The sequence below is a fragment of the Vibrio sp. Hep-1b-8 genome, assembly GCF_006124995.1.
Lineage (GTDB): Bacteria > Pseudomonadota > Gammaproteobacteria > Enterobacterales > Vibrionaceae > Vibrio.
In genome coordinates this window covers 1-17,450 of sequence record NZ_QEWN01000023.1, presented here as the reverse complement: position 1 = coordinate 17,450, position 17,450 = coordinate 1, and the positions used below count along the sequence as shown (strand labels likewise).

The 17,450-nt window shown below is 45.0% G+C and carries 20 protein-coding genes; 9 read left to right on the top strand and 11 right to left on the bottom strand.

What is annotated here, in order from left to right:
• Positions 1–16: 16 nt before the first annotated feature.
• Entirely contained in the window at positions 17–811 is a 795-nt protein-coding gene (locus DA100_RS06175) for an inner membrane protein YpjD (protein ID WP_138971394.1), read from the bottom strand.
• A gap of 208 nt (positions 812–1,019) precedes the next feature.
• On the opposite strand from DA100_RS06175, the gene ffh reads away from it, so the two are divergent.
• The 5 genes from ffh to rplS all read left to right on the top strand — a co-directional run bounded on the left by ffh (position 1,020) and on the right by rplS (position 4,593).
• Complete coding sequence (gene ffh, locus DA100_RS06170) at positions 1,020–2,399, top strand: signal recognition particle protein (protein WP_138971393.1); 1,380 nt, start codon at positions 1,020–1,022, stop codon at positions 2,397–2,399.
• Between the two features lie 206 nt (positions 2,400–2,605).
• On the top strand, positions 2,606–2,854 hold the full coding sequence (gene rpsP, locus DA100_RS06165) for a 30S ribosomal protein S16 (RefSeq protein ID WP_004410028.1): 249 nt from the start codon (positions 2,606–2,608) through the stop codon (positions 2,852–2,854).
• A gap of 26 nt (positions 2,855–2,880) precedes the next feature.
• A complete protein-coding gene (gene rimM, locus DA100_RS06160) occupies positions 2,881–3,429 on the top strand; it encodes a ribosome maturation factor RimM (protein ID WP_138971392.1) in 549 nt (182 codons plus the stop codon).
• A gap of 25 nt (positions 3,430–3,454) precedes the next feature.
• Entirely contained in the window at positions 3,455–4,195 is a 741-nt protein-coding gene (trmD, locus tag DA100_RS06155; RefSeq protein ID WP_138971391.1) for a tRNA (guanosine(37)-N1)-methyltransferase TrmD, read from the top strand.
• 44 nt (positions 4,196–4,239) lie between these two features.
• A complete protein-coding gene (rplS, locus tag DA100_RS06150; RefSeq protein WP_138971390.1) occupies positions 4,240–4,593 on the top strand; it encodes a 50S ribosomal protein L19 in 354 nt (117 codons plus the stop codon).
• Positions 4,594–4,801: 208 nt separating this feature from the next.
• Here the strand turns inward: rplS and yacG are convergent, their stop codons facing one another.
• The 8 genes from yacG to nadC all read right to left on the bottom strand — a co-directional run bounded on the left by yacG (position 4,802) and on the right by nadC (position 11,822).
• Positions 4,802–4,996, bottom strand: a complete 195-nt coding sequence (gene yacG / locus DA100_RS06145; RefSeq protein ID WP_138971389.1) for a DNA gyrase inhibitor YacG — start codon at positions 4,994–4,996, stop codon at positions 4,802–4,804.
• A 63-nt stretch (positions 4,997–5,059) separates the two neighbouring features.
• A complete protein-coding gene (gene zapD / locus DA100_RS06140; RefSeq protein WP_138971388.1) occupies positions 5,060–5,800 on the bottom strand; it encodes a cell division protein ZapD in 741 nt (246 codons plus the stop codon).
• 34 nt (positions 5,801–5,834) lie between these two features.
• Positions 5,835–6,443 (bottom strand): dephospho-CoA kinase, encoded by a 609-nt coding sequence (gene coaE, locus DA100_RS06135; protein ID WP_138971387.1) that lies wholly within the window; start codon positions 6,441–6,443, stop codon positions 5,835–5,837.
• Position 6,444: 1 nt separating this feature from the next.
• Complete coding sequence (locus DA100_RS06130; protein ID WP_138971386.1) at positions 6,445–7,314, bottom strand: A24 family peptidase; 870 nt, start codon at positions 7,312–7,314, stop codon at positions 6,445–6,447.
• A gap of 44 nt (positions 7,315–7,358) precedes the next feature.
• Positions 7,359–8,588: a type II secretion system F family protein gene (locus DA100_RS06125; protein ID WP_171052157.1), complete on the bottom strand. Its 1,230-nt coding sequence runs from the start codon at positions 8,586–8,588 to the stop codon at positions 7,359–7,361.
• A gap of 9 nt (positions 8,589–8,597) precedes the next feature.
• Positions 8,598–10,289: a type IV-A pilus assembly ATPase PilB gene (gene pilB, locus DA100_RS06120; RefSeq protein ID WP_138971385.1), complete on the bottom strand. Its 1,692-nt coding sequence runs from the start codon at positions 10,287–10,289 to the stop codon at positions 8,598–8,600.
• Positions 10,289–10,735 carry a prepilin-type N-terminal cleavage/methylation domain-containing protein gene (locus DA100_RS21485; protein WP_138971384.1) on the bottom strand — a complete coding sequence of 149 codons (447 nt, stop codon included), beginning with the start codon at positions 10,733–10,735 and terminating at the stop codon, positions 10,289–10,291. The genes pilB and DA100_RS21485 overlap by 1 nt, the downstream gene beginning before the upstream one ends.
• Before the next feature lie 199 nt (positions 10,736–10,934).
• A complete protein-coding gene (gene nadC, locus DA100_RS06110) occupies positions 10,935–11,822 on the bottom strand; it encodes a carboxylating nicotinate-nucleotide diphosphorylase (RefSeq protein ID WP_138971383.1) in 888 nt (295 codons plus the stop codon).
• A 132-nt stretch (positions 11,823–11,954) separates the two neighbouring features.
• On the opposite strand from nadC, the gene ampD reads away from it, so the two are divergent.
• Complete coding sequence (gene ampD, locus DA100_RS06105; RefSeq protein ID WP_138971412.1) at positions 11,955–12,509, top strand: 1,6-anhydro-N-acetylmuramyl-L-alanine amidase AmpD; 555 nt, start codon at positions 11,955–11,957, stop codon at positions 12,507–12,509.
• A 217-nt stretch (positions 12,510–12,726) separates the two neighbouring features.
• On the opposite strand, the gene fldB is transcribed toward ampD, so the two are convergent.
• Positions 12,727–13,248: a flavodoxin FldB gene (gene fldB, locus DA100_RS06095; RefSeq protein ID WP_138971381.1), complete on the bottom strand. Its 522-nt coding sequence runs from the start codon at positions 13,246–13,248 to the stop codon at positions 12,727–12,729.
• A 164-nt stretch (positions 13,249–13,412) separates the two neighbouring features.
• Between fldB and xerD the strand changes: the two genes are divergently transcribed.
• The 3 genes from xerD to recJ are packed head-to-tail and all read left to right on the top strand — an operon-like array spanning position 13,413 to position 16,872.
• The gene (xerD, locus tag DA100_RS06090; RefSeq protein ID WP_171052158.1) at positions 13,413–14,309 is read left to right on the top strand and encodes a site-specific tyrosine recombinase XerD; all 897 of its coding nucleotides are present in this window, start codon (positions 13,413–13,415) and stop codon (positions 14,307–14,309) included.
• Positions 14,310–14,349: 40 nt separating this feature from the next.
• Positions 14,350–15,096 (top strand): thioredoxin fold domain-containing protein, encoded by a 747-nt coding sequence (locus DA100_RS06085; RefSeq protein WP_138971379.1) that lies wholly within the window; start codon positions 14,350–14,352, stop codon positions 15,094–15,096.
• A 39-nt stretch (positions 15,097–15,135) separates the two neighbouring features.
• Positions 15,136–16,872, top strand: coding sequence for a single-stranded-DNA-specific exonuclease RecJ (recJ, locus tag DA100_RS06080; protein ID WP_138971378.1), 1,737 nt, complete (start codon positions 15,136–15,138; stop codon positions 16,870–16,872).
• Between the two features lie 188 nt (positions 16,873–17,060).
• Here the strand turns inward: recJ and DA100_RS06075 are convergent, their stop codons facing one another.
• Positions 17,061–17,294: a hypothetical protein gene (locus DA100_RS06075; protein ID WP_171052156.1), complete on the bottom strand. Its 234-nt coding sequence runs from the start codon at positions 17,292–17,294 to the stop codon at positions 17,061–17,063.
• Positions 17,295–17,450 lie beyond the last annotated feature (156 nt).

Below are 17,450 nucleotides of genomic sequence, written 5' to 3'. Positions count from 1 at the left end.
CACCTTTCTTAATCAACTAGTTCAAGATTATCTCGCGAACAAAGCGACTGCCAAAATAGGCAAGGGTCAGTAAAGTTGCGCCAGCGACGGCAAACCATGTAACTTTACGACCACGCCAACCTTTACGATAGTGGCCCCATAGAAGCACTGAGTAAACAATCCAAGCAATGAAGGAAAGAATGCCCTTGTGTGCTTTACCTTGTGCGAACATATCCTGCACGAAGACAAAACCGGTTAGAAGTGTTCCGGTGAGTAACAGGTTTCCGATTAAAATGATATTAAAGAGCTGTCTCTCCACCATAAGTAAAGGTGGCAGATTTGGATTAATCGCCAACGCTTTCTTCGCTTTTAATTTATGATCAAGCCAAGCTAATTGCAGAGCGTACAGTGCACCAATGGTCAAGGTTGAATAGGAGAACAAAGCGAACGAGATATGTATCAGCAGCTTTGGATCTTGTTCAAGATGAGTAATGAAGGTGCTCGGTAGATAAGCGGCGGCAATAAGATTAATCGCAGCAAAGCTGTAGACGACTGGCAATAAAAACCACAGGCGAGTTTTGAGCATCGCTCCGCTCATCACCAGCGATACGATAAAACTGATTAGTGAGGCGACATTTAGAATACTAAGATTCTGCCCCGAACTACCTAAAATGAGATCGCTAAGCAGCCAAGCATGAAATGCCAACGCAACAAATGCACTGACAAAGACAGTTTTGACACGGATGCCTGTTTGGTGAACAAGGCCCGGGACTATAGTTGCAATCGCTAATAGATAGAGTATTGCAGCAACAACGGCGATTAGGTTGTCCATTATTCTCTATAAGCTGGTGGATTTTTAACAAATTATACCCTGCATCAACGGCTTGAGCTATGACTTATCTCGTTCATTTGCGTGACTTGAGAGGTCAAAACTCATCTAGGCAGTGTCAAGCATGGGTTGGCTAAGGTATACTCATAGTAATTTGTCGCCATTTTAAAGGGCGAAACTCCTTGCAAACCGTCTAGGTAAAGAGACTAAGATGTTTGATAATTTAACGGATCGCTTATCCAAAACGCTGAAAAATATCAGCGGTAAAGGTCGCCTGACCGAAGATAATATTAAAGATACGTTGCGCGAAGTGCGAATGGCACTTCTTGAAGCGGACGTTGCATTGCCTGTTGTACGTGATTTTATTAAACGCGTTAAAGAAGCAGCCGTTGGTGTAGAAGTGTCGAAATCGCTCACTCCTGGCCAAGAGTTCATTAAGATTGTTCAAAATGAACTTGAAGGTGTCATGGGTGAGTCAAATGAAGCGCTAAACTTAGCGGCTCAACCACCTGCTGTTATCTTAATGGCAGGTTTGCAGGGTGCGGGTAAAACCACATCGGTAGGTAAACTTTCTAAGCTACTGACAGAAAGAGACAAGAAGAAAGTCTTGGTTGTTTCTGCCGACGTATACCGTCCAGCGGCAATTAAGCAGCTAGAAACCCTTGCTGCTGATGTTGGTGTTGATTTCTTCCCATCTTCTGCTGACCAGAAGCCGATTGACATTGCCAATGCTGCAATTGATCACGCAAAGAAAAAGTTCTACGACGTTCTTGTTGTCGATACTGCGGGTCGATTGGCGGTAGATGAGCTAATGATGGCGGAGATTAAAGACCTCCACTCTGCGATTAATCCTGTAGAAACCCTATTCGTTGTTGATGCAATGACGGGTCAAGACGCGGCGAATACGGCCAAAGCATTTGGTGATGCATTGCCTCTGACGGGGGTCATCCTGACAAAAGTTGATGGTGATGCGCGTGGCGGTGCGGCCCTCTCTGTTCGTCATATTACAGGTAAGCCAATCAAATTCTTAGGTGTCGGTGAAAAAACCGATGCACTAGAACCGTTCCATCCTGATCGTGTTGCTTCTCGTATTTTGGGTATGGGCGATGTACTGTCTTTGATTGAAGACCTACAGCGCAACGTAGATACAGAAAAGGCCGAAAAGCTCGCTAAGAAGTTTAAAGAGAAAAAAGGTTTTGATCTCGAAGACTTCCGTGAACAGTTAGGTCAAATGCAAAACATGGGCGGTATGATGGGAATGATGGATAAGTTGCCAGGTATGAGCAACTTACCAGACAACATCAAAGATAAAGTTGATGACAAGATGTTCAAACAGATGGAAGCGATCATCAACTCTATGACGATGAAAGAGCGTCAACGCCCAGAATTGATTAAAGGCTCACGTAAAAAGCGCATCGCAGCGGGTTCAGGTACTCAGGTACAAGACGTTAACCGCTTGCTGAAACAGTTCACCCAGATGCAGAAGATGATGAAGAAAATGCAAAAAGGTGGCATGAAGGGCATGATGCGTAACATGCAAGGCATGATGGGTGGCATGGGGGGCGGTGGCTTCAACCCATTTGGTCGCTAAACTTAGTCAGCAACAATATTTCAAGGTGTTAGCTGTGTCACAAACTTAGAACTCGTTTTATGTTGGTGAAAAAGTAGCTAAAGACCTTGCATTGCTCCGGAATAAGAGTAAAATTCCGGAGCTTTATTTTGGCACGAGCCCCAAACTATTTAGAGATAAATGGTTTCTGGGGTTAATTTTATTTTTGAGAAAGCAAAGAGGACGACATGGTAACCATTCGTTTGGCACGTCACGGCGCTAAAAAGCGTCCATTTTATCAAATCGTAGTAGCGGACAGCCGCAATGCAGCAACTGGCCGTTTCATCGAGAAAGTTGGTTTCTTCAACCCAACAGCTCAAGGTCAAGAAGAAGGTCTACGTCTAGACCTAGATCGCGTTAACCACTGGGTTGGTCAAGGCGCATCTCTATCTGACCGCGTAGCTAAGCTAGTTAAAGACGCTCAAAAAGCGGCTTAATTCTTTTTAGAAGTAGAAATTAGCTTATGTCGATGAAAGGTAAAGAAACAATGAGTGACGAAAAGATTGTTGTAGGCAAGTTTGGTGCTACTTACGGCATTCGTGGTTGGCTCAAGGTTTTTTCCTACACAGACAATACCGAAAGCATATTTGATTACACTCCTTGGTTTATCAAGCAAGGTGAAAAGTGGGTCGAGTACAAAGTAGAAAGCTGGAAGCGCCATAACAAAGGTTTGGTGGTAAAGCTGGAAGGTCTTGATGTACGTGAAGACGCGCAACTGATGACTAACTTTGAAATCTCTATTGACCCTGCTGTATTACCAGAATTGCCATCAGACGAGTTCTATTGGCGTGATTTGATTGGTATGCAAGTAGTAACCGATAAAGGTTACGATCTAGGCATTGTCTCTGACATGCTAGAAACTGGCTCCAACGATGTTTTGGTGATTAAAGCAAATCTAAAAGATGCTTTTGGGCAAAAGGAACGACTAATTCCGTTCCTTGAAGAGCAAGTGATCAAACATATTGATCGCGAAGCTCAACGGATCGAAGTTGACTGGGATCCTGGATTCTAACTCCAAGTAACGGAGCGATTGAACAATGTGGGTTGGCGTAATTAGCCTATTTCCTGAGATGTTCCGCAGCGTTACTGATTACGGAGTAACAGGTCAAGCGGTTAAAAAAGGTCTTTTGTCGATTGAGACATGGAATCCTCGTGATTTCACGCACGACAAACATCGCACTGTCGATGACAGACCTTATGGTGGTGGTCCTGGCATGCTTATGATGGTTCAGCCTTTGCGCGATGCTATCCACGCAGCCAAACAGGCATCACCAGGTAAGACGAAGGTAATCTACCTGTCACCTCAAGGTCGAAAACTTGACCAAAAAGGTGTCGAAGAGCTGGCAACAAACGAGAACTTGCTTCTGATTTGTGGTCGCTACGAAGGGGTAGATGAGCGTGTCATTCAATCTGAAGTCGACGAAGAATGGTCGATTGGTGATTTTGTGATGACGGGTGGTGAAATACCAGCCATGACGCTAATTGATTCAGTCTCTCGGTTTGTTCCGGGTGTGCTTGGAGATTTTGCGTCAGCGGAAGAAGATTCTTTCGCAAATGGTTTGTTAGATTGCCCTCACTATACGCGGCCTGAGGTTCTAGATGGTAAAGAAGTGCCAGCGGTACTCAAATCTGGAAACCATAGGGATATTCGTCGCTGGCGACTAAAACAGTCGTTAGGCCGCACTTGGTTAAGAAGACCAGAGCTCCTGGAAAACCTAGCTCTGACTGACGAACAGGAACAATTACTAGCCGAATTCATTTCTGAATCTCGAACTTAGTAACCTATTAAATTTAGTATCAGTTTATTCTAGGAATATTGAAAATGAGTAACATCATCAAAGCTCTTGAAGAAGAGCAAATGAAAAAAGACCTACCTAACTACGCACCTGGTGACACAGTTGTTGTTCAAGTTAAGGTAAAAGAAGGTGAGCGTGAGCGTCTACAGGCTTTCGAAGGCGTTGTAATCGCAATCCGTAACCGTGGTCTACACTCTGCATTCACAGTACGTAAGATTTCTAACGGTGAAGGTGTAGAGCGTACGTTCCAAACACACTCTCCAATGGTTGATAGCATTGAAGTTAAACGCCGCGGTGCAGTACGTCGTGCCAAACTGTACTACCTACGTGAGCGTTCTGGTAAGTCAGCTCGTATCAAAGAGAAACTTGCTAAGAAGTAATGCTATAACTAGCGTTCTCATAGTATTAGCGGAGGCCTTTAGGCCTCCGCTTTTTTATGCTTTGCTTATAACTTGCCATTTTCCTCTCTACCGTTGTCATCGGTGCTCATTTACTGGCAACCTCAGTAATACGTTGGATACAAAAAGAGCCGATGTTCTCACATCAGCTCTTCAATGTTTAGTATTTTCGCTACTCACTACTCGCTACTTAATATTGGTCTTCCGACCAACCGTCAGCATCTGACATATCCGGTGCGCCGGGAATCGTATTTTCTTCGTCAGCCCACTCGCCAAAATCAATCATTTGGCACTGTTTACTGCAAAATGGACGGTAAGGACTTTGCTCTCCCCAAATAACGTTGGTGCCACATTGAGGGCAGGGTACGGTAGTAATTTTTGACATGATGGTTCTCTAAATACCCAAAATAGTATTGAAGTAGTATAACGCGTTAACTAGTGATTGTGTTTAGCAACAAACGGCAAGTTGAAATTCAACGTTCGCGATGGAAGCTTGGCCTGTTTTGAATTCAATAAATTTAATCGCAAAACGGTTCTTATGGCCCGAAATCATAGGATAGACGCCGAAATGCATCGGTATTTCAAGGCGTAAGATATTGGCTTCGTCAGCGTCACTTTGGTAGAAACCAGAGTTGGCATGTATGGTTCTAAAATGGCCAGCTTCTCGGGTTAGTTTTAGCCACTGATTCAGTGCTTTTGCTAGGGGTTGAAGGGTACTCAACCACTGATGAGCATCAGTTTTTTTCTGCTCAAGTGGTAGGTGTAACCAATGATGGAGAGCCGGAAGATCAAAGCAGCATGAGCCGCCAGGAAGATTAAACCTTTGGCGTATGGTGCTAAGAAAGCGATCTTCTTTGAGACTTTGTCCAAAACGCTCGGCGGCCATCAGTTCACTGTGAACGCTATCAACTTCGTTCAGAACCTCTCGCAGCATCTCTTGATCGACGCCTTCGACATTTAACCAAGAACGGTAAGCGAGGCGCTGCTTTTCGATGTCTTTAGCCAACTCACTTTTCAACTGAATCTGTTCAAAGATTTCCAGTAAGTCAAACAGTGAACGGTAGAAGATCAGATGCTGCATATTATCGCTGAACTGAGCGGCAATATTTAGTTGGTTGAGTAAAGCCTCAACCCTCAAATATATACGGGTTTTCTCGTTCAGTGGATGTTCAAAATAATGCGTTGTCATTAATCGGCAGCTCTGGATTCTTCATCCTTTATTCTCACAGATTTACCCTACATATTTCTAGAAACTTTTTATGTAATTCTGTGATTTGATACAAAAGTTTTTGGTTTTTTGTATTATTTTTAATCACGTAATCGGCGATAGCGAGTCGCTGTTCGCGTGTCGCTTGAGAGGCAAGAATTGCTTTGGCTTGCTCGATGTCTACGTGATCACGTTTAACCGTACGCTGAATTTGAGTTTCAGGGTCGACATCCACCACAATCACCTTATCAGCTAAGGTTTGCAGGTTATTTTCTACCATTAATGGAATGACAAGCAGTGCGTATTCAGAGCGGACATTTTCAAGATCGTTTAGCATCTTATGTCTGATCATTGGATGGAGTAGGTTGTTAAGCCACTCCTTGTGAGTGGGATCGGCAAAGATAATTTCTCTTAGCTTAGCACGATTTAACGCACCATCTGATTGAATAACTTCAGGTCCCAAATGTTGCGCAATCTGCTGTAATCCATCACTACCTGGCTCTACGACCTGACGAGCGGCGATATCTGCATCAACAATTTCAATTCCAAATTCTTGGTGGAAAATATTTGCGACGGTTGTTTTTCCACTCGCGATGCCGCCAGTGAGTCCGATGACGAGTGTCATATTAAATTCCTAGAAAATTGCTCAGATACCAATCCAAAATGTCATTTCCCCACATCATACAAATCCAGCCTGCGATAGCTAGGTACGGGCCAAATGGAAATGCTTTGTCGATACCTTGTTGTTTCAGTCGGAGTTGGATTAAACCAAAAATGAGTCCTACGCCAGAAGATAGCAGTATAACCATTGGCAGATATTGCCATCCCAGCCAAGCCCCCAGCGCCGCAAGAAGTTTGAAGTCACCATACCCCATGCCTTCTTTGCCAGTTATCAATTTGAATAACCAATAAACAGACCATAAAGATAGGTAACCAGCTATCGCGCCTATAATTGAATCTTGCAGTGATACAGGGCTAATCTGGAGCAGAGAGAGTAGGATACCGGCCCAAGTCAAAGGTAGGGTGAGTTGATCGGGAAGCAGCATGGTATCGAGATCAATGAATGTGGCTGCAATCAGAACAAAGGTGAAGAAAATTAGGGCAATCGTGAAATAGCTGAAGCCAAGTTGATAGGCAACCACGAATGAGAGCGCAGCACTGAGCAGCTCTACCAATGGATAACGTGCGCTAATTTTCGCATGACATTGATGACATTGACCTTTGAGTATCAGCCAACTGACGATAGGAATATTATCAACGAAACGAATCGGCGTTTGACACTTTGGGCAGCTCGAGCGTGGTACGCTCAGATTGTAAGTCCCCTGTGGTGGCTCGATATTGTACTCAGGAAAGCTTTCAGCACATTCATGACGCCATTCCCGTTCCATAATAAGCGGCAGGCGATGAATAACCACGTTGAGAAAGCTACCAATAATCAGACCAAACACTGTCGCCAAAATAGGGAAAAGCCAAGGATTGAAGTCAAAAATGTCCATATAGGAGTCAACTGTTCAATTTCACATATTATATCTTGAGTATACTACCCTAAGACATTCATTAAGTTAAAGATTGGTAGGTACATTGCCACAACTAGCCCTCCGACTGTCGAGCCAAGGAAAATGATGATAAGTGGCTCTAGCGTTTTGCCAAGGGTGTCAATACTACTTTCTACGCTAGCCTCGTATATATCCGCAATTTTGTTGAGCATATCATCCAATTTTCCTGCTTCTTCACCAATCATGACCATTTGTAAAACCATTTCTGGAAATGCTTCACACTGTCTCATCGCGACATACATCGGCATACCCGATGCAGTGTTTGTCGTGACACGCTCCAGTGCTTTTTGATAGTAGAGATTTCCCGCTGTTCGCGCCGCCGTTTCCAAACATAAAAGAATAGGTAGGCCAGCGCTAAAGCTTGTCGCCATTGTGCGGCTAAATCTAGCGATGGCGGCTTGTCCTAGTACTTTGCCAAGTATAGGTGCAGCGAGTAGCCATTGATTCCATAGTAAGGTGAAGCGCGTAGAGCGCTTATTAACAGACTTGAAAGTCAGACAGATTAGAAAGAAGAGTAGCAAGATCACCCAGAGATAATCTTGGCTGAGCGAAGATATGTGCAGTACCTGCTTAGTTAACCAAGGAAGGTCGGCTCCGAAGCCAGCATATATAGATTCAAACTGAGGAATAACCAGTGTCAGCATTAAGTAACAGACGATTAGCGCGGTTAGCACTACCATGCTTGGGTATATTAATGCTTTAACCACATTGGATTTGAGTTGATCGGATTTTTCTCTATGGCTGGCCAATCGCTCAAATACGTCAGTGAGTTTGCCGGTCTGCTCTCCAGTTATCACTAAATCGCGATACATTGGATCAAAATGAACGCTGGTCATCCCCAGTGCCTGAGACAGAGGAACGCCGACTTCAATTGTTGTGGAAAGTTTCATGAGTATCGATTTCATTTCTCCTTTGCTCTGGTTCGTCGCGACCAATTTAAGGACTGAGATAATCGGCATGCCAGTGGAGAGCATAGTCGCGATTTGACGGGTCACAATCGTAATATCTTTCGCTTTTACTTGCTGAGTGAAGCGTTCGACCATGGATAATGGACGTACGGTTATTTGAATCTCGTTTATATGATTCAGCTTGAGTTCACGTCTTACCTCGAAGTCACTATAGGCAAAACTACGCCCCGTAACTTTTGACCCAGAGCGGTTGATGCCTTTCCAGATAAAGGCTTTTATTTGAGGTCGGTGTTTAAGCGTCATCATTTCCCCACGTTATAAATAGAGCACACGTTGAAGTTCTTGGTAGCTTGTAATTCCGCAGAGCAACTTTTCCACACCCGCTTGTTTCAGAGTCATCATGCCTTGTTCTCTGGCAAGGTTTTCAATTTCTTGACTGCTTCTCTCAGCACCGACCGCATTAAGTAAAGCCTCGTTGAATGCCATCAACTCATAGAGTCCTACTCTGCCGGAATAACCGTTGTTGCATTCACTGCATCCCTGCTCGTGAGCTTGGTAGAGAGTGGTGTCGTCTGGTAGTTCAAACTGTTTTCTTATAGACGCTGACGGATTGAGGCGTTGTTTGCAGTGAGGGCATAGACGGCGAGCGAGGCGTTGTGCAATCACCAGACTCAGCGATGAAGAAAGATTATAAGATTCAATCCCCATATTTTTTAATCGAGAAACGGCTTCGGAAGCGGAATTGGTATGAAGCGTGGTTAATACCAGATGGCCCGTTTGAGCGGCCTTAACGGCAATTTCTGCTGTCTCACGATCTCGTATTTCACCCACCATAATAATATCTGGGTCTTGGCGCAGAAATGCTCTAAGAGTCTTAGAAAAGTCGAGACCGATATGCGGTTGAATCTGAACTTGGTTAATACCCGTTAGGTTGATCTCTACCGGGTCTTCTGCTGTGGAGATATTAATCTGGGGGGTATTGAGAATTTTTAAGCCAGTATACAGGGAGGCACTTTTCCCGCTTCCTGTCGGTCCTGTAACCACAATGAGTCCTTGAGGTTTGTTGAGGGCTTGAAGATAGATCTGCTTTTGATGAGACGTATATCCCAGTGAATCAAGGTCGAGGGTCGTAGAACGACTATCTAGCAGACGAACCACAATTTTTTCTCCCCATAATGTCGGTAAGCTAGACACTCGGATATCTATTGCTGCATGTTGGCTTAGCTTCAGTTTTATCCTGCCATCTTGCGGAAGTCGTCGCTCCGCAATATCGAGCTTGGCAAGTATTTTGAGTCGGGTGGTGAGTCGTCGGCTTAAATGATGAGGTGGCTGCTGACTTTCTACCAGTAGCCCATCACAACGCATACGGACACGATATGATTGTTCATAGGGCTCGAAATGAATATCTGAAGCGGTTTTCCTGACCGCATCTAAAAGGATCTGATTGATATAGCGACTTACAGGCGCGTCATCTTGGCTAAGATCTTCAACCGATGCCATTTCCTCCTGAGTAATGTCAACCAATGAAGCCAGTTCCTGCTCATTAATGTCCCGTCCAAAATTAGCGTGCAGAGTGACGTCTGCTTTTCCATAAACGCGCCGTATAGCGCCTTGAAGTTGCTGGAAGTCGGCTAACACGAGATCTATTTGAAATCCGGTAGCAAAACGAAACTCCTCTTCAATTTCACTATGTGTAATATCGGTGACGGCGACCGTTAGAACTCGTCCACTTTGCTCAATTGGTAACGCAGAAAATCGTGTGATCAGTTCCCTTAAGCCTAGCGTGTTACATAACTTCGCATATTCAAATTGTTCGAGGTTGGTTTCTGGTTGCTCGAAAAGTTGGGAGAGCACTTTAGTTAGCTGACCAGAGCTCAATAACTTCAATGATATCAAAGCTTCGGGTGCCGACTGACCAGAAGCTTTGATGTGATTAAGTAGTAAGGATTCTTGTTGGTGATTAAGAATACTTGCTTGTCTTAATATTGAAGGCAATGTGGTTAGCATTAGTTTTTAGGGCACCAGTTATCCGCAGTACCATCAATCGATGTGCATACAACACTCCATATCACTCCCCCAGAAGACACTTCAGGGATTAAGTCCACCATATCACCATTTTTTAACCTACCTTTTGTTTTTGAGGGATTGATTGACGCTCGCACTCTCTGTCGCCCGCTTGTTGCGTCGGTAATTGACGCGACTGAAAAGTCGCCAAGATCTTGTGCTAAAGGAACGTCGCCATTACCAGAGGTGCAATTGGGCTCCCCTCGGATGAGACAAATGGAAACCGCAGTCTTGATGGTCATGGATGCATTGAGCATTTCACTGGCATGAGCGCGGGTTACGTAGTTTTGATAACTGGGGATCGCTAATGTTGCAAGTACCGCCACAATCGCAACAACGACCATCAATTCGATTAAGGTAAAGCCTTTATTCTTTTGCTTCGTTGCCATCTTTCTCATCTCTAGTTTTTTTGGGGTGTGGCAAAAGAATACGAGGGAGAGAATGGATAAGGTATGTAGCAGTGAGTTGTTCTGGACAAGAAGAGAGCAAAATAATCCTTTTTTGCACATAAGTGTCAGAAGGATTTGACGTTGTGGGAAAAAATAGAGGCTTGAAGGCCTCTATTGTGATCAGTTAGTGCTGATGTTTTTATTTAAAGCGCATGGAAAGATCCATCGCCTTGATATGTTTAGTTAATGCTCCAACAGAGATGTAATCCACACCCGTTTCCGCGTACTCACGTAGAGTCTCTAAAGTGACGTTACCGGAGTTTTCTAGTGCGGCACGACCGGCATTAATTTTCACGGCTTCGCGCATCATATCGGTTGTGAAATTATCCAACATAATGATGTCTGCACCTGCTTCAATCGCTTCTTGTAGCTCAGCAAGACTTTCTGTTTCAACTTCGACAGGTTTACCTGGATTTAGCTCTTTAGCCGTTTTGATTGTTTGTGTGATACCACCGTTGGCGATGATGTGGTTCTCTTTAATCAAGTAGGCGTCGAAAACACCGATGCGGTGGTTGAAGCCACCACCACAAGCTACCGCATATTTTAGTGCGCTGCGTAGACCTGGAATGGTTTTGCGGGTATCAAGCAAACGACAGCCAGTACCTTCCAGCTTTTCAGCATATTGAGCGGTGGTAGTTGCACAGCCAGAAAGTGTTTGGATGAAATTCATCGCGTTACGTTCACCTGTAAGTAGCGCGCGAGAAGGACCTGAAAGAGTACAAAGAACCTGATTTGGCTCTACTTTGTCACCATCTTCGACATTCCATTCGATGGTGACTTCGCCACCTAGTTGCTTAAACACTTCATCAGCCCAAGCTTTGCCACAGAAGACACCGTGTTCGCGGGTGATAATGGTTGCTTCGTTGTGGGCATCTGCGGGAATTAGACTTGCGGTAATATCAGCAGCAGGGTCAAGTGTGCCACCAAGATCTTCTTTGATGGTATCCGCGACTGCTCGGGAGATCTCTAGGGGAAGTTGTTGTTTCAAGTATTCGAGACGTTCTTGGCTATTGTGTGTGTTTTTCATCGCAAATCTAATACGCAGTTGGACAAGAGGTGGGCATGATACGCTGACTGAGAGTGAAATTCAGCCATTAATCTCGCATTTCATGGTCAAACAGATAAAATCGTGAGGACTGATAATATGACGAGCAGCAAAATGATTGATGAGCAGGGTTGGTACAGTAAAGCGCGACGAGTTGAATCTCCATTCTTCGATCAAAGAAGCGAGCCACAAGACATCTCTTTGCTGGTGGTACATAACATCAGCCTCCCGCCTGGGCAGTTCGGTGGTCCTTATATTGAGCAGTTTTTTACTGGCAAGTTGGATCCTGAGCAGCACCCATTCTTTAAGGTCATCCATCAAATGAGTGTTTCGGCGCACTGCTTAATTCGTCGTGATGGTGAGGTCGTACAGTTTGTTCCATTTACAGCTAGAGCTTGGCATGCGGGAAAGTCGAGCTTTGCTGGGCGTGAAAAGTGTAACGATTATTCGATAGGCATTGAGCTAGAAGGCAGTGACTTTGTCGCCTACACCGATGCGCAATATCAAGCATTGACTGAACTAACTCAGCAGATTCAGCACGAGTATCCTTTAATCACACTTCCGCGCATCACAGGACATCAGTATATAGCGCCACTGCGTAAGACAGACCCTGGGCTAGTGTTTGATTGGGCTAGGTTTAGGAACGGACTGCGCTCTATAGATAGCTAGAGCGCAGCGCTTAGAGAGTCGAGAACGGACTTCGTCCTTCGAGAGGCGGTTATTGAGCGTGAACCTCCGTTTACGGACATTGTTGTTTATTTTACTTAAAAGAAAAGGGTTGACGCAGTGTGCCAACCCTTCAAGCTTTTCTCGACGCTCGACGCTCGACGCTCGACGCTCGACGCTCGACGCTCGACGCTCGACGCTCGACGCTCGACGCTCGACGCTACAGCGTCTCTTGATATTCAACCAGAATTTGCTCAACCCAAGTAGCGATACGTTCATCACTTAACTCATATTGTGAGTCTTCATCTAGTGCAAGGCCGACAAAATGGCTTTTGTCTTCAGTGAGAGCTTTCGAAGCTTCAAACTGATAGTTTTCATCGTTTGGCCAATATCCAACGACGTTAGCCCCCGCTTTTTTCACTTCATCGTGCAGAAAGCCCATGGCATCTAAATACCATTCGCCGTAACCTTCTTGATCGCCCAGACCAAACAGAGCAACGGTTTTTCCTGTCAGTGGCAGGCTCTCTATTTGATCCCAAAGTTCGTTCCAGTCTTCTTGGATCTCGCCAAAATCCCATGTTGAAATCCCCAAAATCAGAAAATCATAGTCAGCCATTAAAGACAGAGACGCTTGTTTAACATTGTGAATATCAATAAGGTCTTCACCAATAATGGCACGGATCTTCTCTGCTGCCATTTCGGTATAACAAGTGGTTGAGCCGTAAAATAGACCGATTTTCATAGTATTCTTTTCTGTATTGGAGAATTGATGGTGAATTCTAAACACAAAATGGCGAGCTTTGCAGCGAATATCCGTCGGTAGGATGAATTTTTATAGCTTTATTACTCTTAGGAACTTACATTTGAGCGCATAACGAAATAAAGAGGTTTGCTGTGTCTGAACAAATGTCACCTGATCAAGGAATAGTTGAGCAGTTTTTAGATTCAATGTGGATGGAGAGAGGGTTGTCAGAAAACACTTTAGATTCATACCGTAATGATCTGGTAAAACTATTGAAGTGGATGGCAGCAAACAACTATCGTCTCGATTTTATCAGCCTCTCTGGACTTCAAGACTATCAGTCTTGGCTTGCTGACTCAGGCTATAAACAAACCTCGCGAGCAAGAATGCTATCAGCGATTCGTCGTCTTTTTCAGTATCTACATAGAGAAAAAATTCGCGGTGATGATCCCAGTGCACTACTCATCAGTCCCAAACTGCCAAAACGACTACCCAAAGACTTAAGTGAAGAACAAGTTGAAGCACTTCTCAGTGCGCCAGATCCCAATGATGCAATGGAGTTACGTGACAAAGCGATGCTTGAGTTATTGTACGCTACTGGATTGCGTGTCACTGAACTCGTCAGTCTGACAATGGAAAACATCAGTCTGCGACAAGGGGTGGTAAGAATCACAGGTAAAGGTGGCAAGGAACGTTTAGTTCCGCTGGGTGAAAATGCTATCGAGTGGATTGAAACTTTTTTGCAGCAAGGTAGGTCTGAATTACTTGGAGAAACAACTTCGGATGTCGTTTTTCCGAGTAAGCGAGCTCGTCAAATGACGCGCCAGACATTTTGGCATCGAATCAAACACTATGCTGTGTTAGCCGGGATTGATACTGAGCAGCTTTCTCCTCATGTTTTACGACATGCTTTTGCGACACATTTGCTCAACTATGGTGCTGATCTGCGTGTCGTGCAGATGCTATTGGGGCATAGTGACTTGTCGACAACACAAATTTATACTCATGTAGCGACGGAGCGATTGAAGCAGCTGCATAGTGAACACCACCCAAGAGCATAGTGTCTCTTGGCTATAACATGATTGATTTAAGGTGAATTGAATGAGCGTATTACGCCGAATGACGTTACTGACATTACCATTTATTTTGGCTACTCAGACCGTTTCTGCCGCTGAAGTTAAGTTTGACAAGGAACTGCTTGAGCAGCGTTTTGCCAAGCTTGGTCTTGAAGTCAAAGATGTGGTTCCTGCTGAAGTTGAAGGTTTGGTTGAAGTTCAAACCAGTGGTGGTGTTTTATTTGCAACGCCATCGGGTGATTACTTTTTAGCGGGTACCTTGTATAAGCTGGATGCAGAAGGTCAATATGAAGATGTTCTTGCTAAGCGTCAGGCGCCCCTAAATGCGGCGAAGATTGAAGCATTCAAAGACAGTATGATTGAGTTCAAGGCGGATAACGAGAAGTATGTTGTAACCGTATTTACTGATATTACTTGTGGTTACTGTGTTCGCCTGCACAACCAGATGAAGGGTTACAACGAACTTGGTATTACTGTTCGCTACATGGCATACCCTCGCCAAGGTGCGACGGGTTCTGTTGCTGATCAAATGGCGGCAATCTGGGGCGCAAAAGATCCTCAGTCAGCGATGCATAACGGAAAAGTGAATCGTGAGTTTCCTGAGCAAGGCGAGGACTATGCGAAATACCAGCAAATCATCAAGCAGCACTTTGCACTGGGACGTGAGTTAGGTATTAGCGGTACACCAGCGATTTTCCTTCCAAATGGTGAAATGGTCGGTGGGTATCTTCCTCCTGCACAGTTACTCCAACGTCTTCAACAAACTCAGTAATTTGAAAAGAGCCTCTTCATTGAGGCTCTGATACTTCCTATGATAGAAATTCAACGCAGACCTGAAGCTGATTTAAGCTTACTTCCCGACTCCATTGCACCGTTACTTAAACGTATCTATATCTCTCGCGGAATTCGTACCATTGAGCAGTTAGAAACGACAGTTCGTGCTCTGCACTCATACCAAAAGCTACATGGAATCGATAAAGCAGTAGATCTTCTGTTTAGTGCACTGCAAACCAATAAACGCATCATTGTCGTGGGAGACTTCGATGCCGATGGCGCGACAAGCTCAGCGTTATCTGTACTGGCGTTGCGTATGCTTGGCTCAAGCAATGTTGATTACTTGGTACCAAACCGGTTTGAAGATGGCTACGGCCTCAGCCCAGAGGTCGTTGACCAGGCGATTGAAATTGGCGCTGAAGTCATTATGACGGTGGATAACGGTGTATCTTCAATTGAAGGTGTTCGTTACGCCAAGCAGCAGGGGTTGCAGGTGCTGGTGACTGATCACCACTTGCCTGGTCACGAACTGCCAGATGTTGACGCAATGGTCAATCCCAATTTGCAGGAATGCGCTTTTCCCTCTAAAGCTTTGGCGGGCGTTGGTGTTGCCTTCTACTTGATGATGGCGCTGTGTGTACATATGCGCAAAAATGGTTGGTTTACCCAACAAGGAATGGCTGAACCAAAGCTGATGGAACTGATTGATTTAGTGGCATTAGGCACGGTTGCCGATGTGGTGCCACTGGATGAAAACAACAGAATCTTAGTTCATCAGGGTTTGCAGCGAATTCGCGCCGGTAAAGCGCGACCAGGTATTCAAGCCTTAATCGAGGTAGCCAAGCGTGATGCTCGTCGGCTGGTTGCGTCTGACTTCGGTTTTGCTCTAGGACCGCGCATCAATGCGGCTGGACGTTTGGATGACATGTCGTTTGGCGTTGAGTTGCTGTTGAGTAACAATATTCATGCTGCTCGTCGTATGGCGAGTGAACTGGATGGTCTGAATCAGACACGAAAAGAGATCGAAGAAGGCATGAAACAGGAAGCGATGGCTTTCTGTGAGCGTCTGCAATTCGGTGAAACTGATATGCCACATGGTTTGGTGTTGTTTCAAAGAGACTGGCATCAGGGCGTGATCGGTATTCTGGCTTCACGTATCAAAGAGAAGTTTCACCGTCCGGTCATCGCGTTTGCTGATGGAGGGGAGGGGACGATTAAGGGATCTTGTCGCTCAATTCCCGGTTTGCACATGAGAGATGTATTGGATCGCATTGATACCCAGAATCCTGGAATGATCATTAAGTTTGGCGGCCATGCAATGGCGGCAGGTTTAACCATCGAGGAAAAAAACTTTGCACGTTTCTCTCAGTTATTCGATGAGGCGGTAAAACAGGACTTAGATGATGCAGCGCTCAAAGGTGTGATTTTATCCGATGGCGAATTGGCGCCAGAGGAGTTCTCAATGCATATTGCTGAAATGCTGCGCTCAGGTGGTCCTTGGGGGCAGGCGTTTCCCGAGCCTGTTTTTGATGGAGAGTTTAAAGTTTTGCATCAAAAGCTGGTGGGGGAGAAACACCTCAAACTAATGCTCGAGCCTTTGCACAAAGGCCATCCGACCAATATTCTGATCGATGGTATTGCCTTTAATGTCGACTTACGTCGTTGGCCTGATGCATCAGTTAAAACGGTTCGATTAGCTTATAAGCTCGATATCAATGAGTTTCGTGGTAATCAGTCGCTGCAGTTGATGATAGATCATATCGAGGCGAAGTAGGGCGAGAGCGGGCTACGCCCTTAGAGATGTGAGAACGCTTCGCTCCGAGAATCGAGAAATTAGAACGCTGCGCTTCGAGAACGGACTTCGTCCTACGAGAATTTAGAACGGGCTGCGCCCTTCGAGAGGTGCACGTTATAGATGCTGAGTAGGTATCTGATACAGAGTTTATTGTTAGGGACTTACGTCTAAAATCCAGAAAAAAAGGTTGACGCTTTCACGTCAACCTTCCAAGATTTTCTCGCTTCTCGCTTCTCGCTTCTCGCTTCTCGCTTCTCGCTTCTCGCTTCTCGCTTCTCGCTTCTCGCTTCTCGCTTCTCGCTTCTCGCTTCTCGCTTCTCGCTTCTCGCTTCTCGCTTCTCGCTTCTCGCTTCTCGCTTCTCGCTTCTCGCTTCTCGCTTCTCGCTGTCTTTTCGCGACACATCCCATTCATATTCTTTTAAAACTAAAAAGATAAACCGTGACCCCTAGCACGTTACATGCCCATCTGTTTATAAATTGTAATTGGTCTGACCAATTTAATTGCTGTTTTAATCAGCCATTGTTATCAAAGTGTTGATGTAAGGGTTGTTCTATGA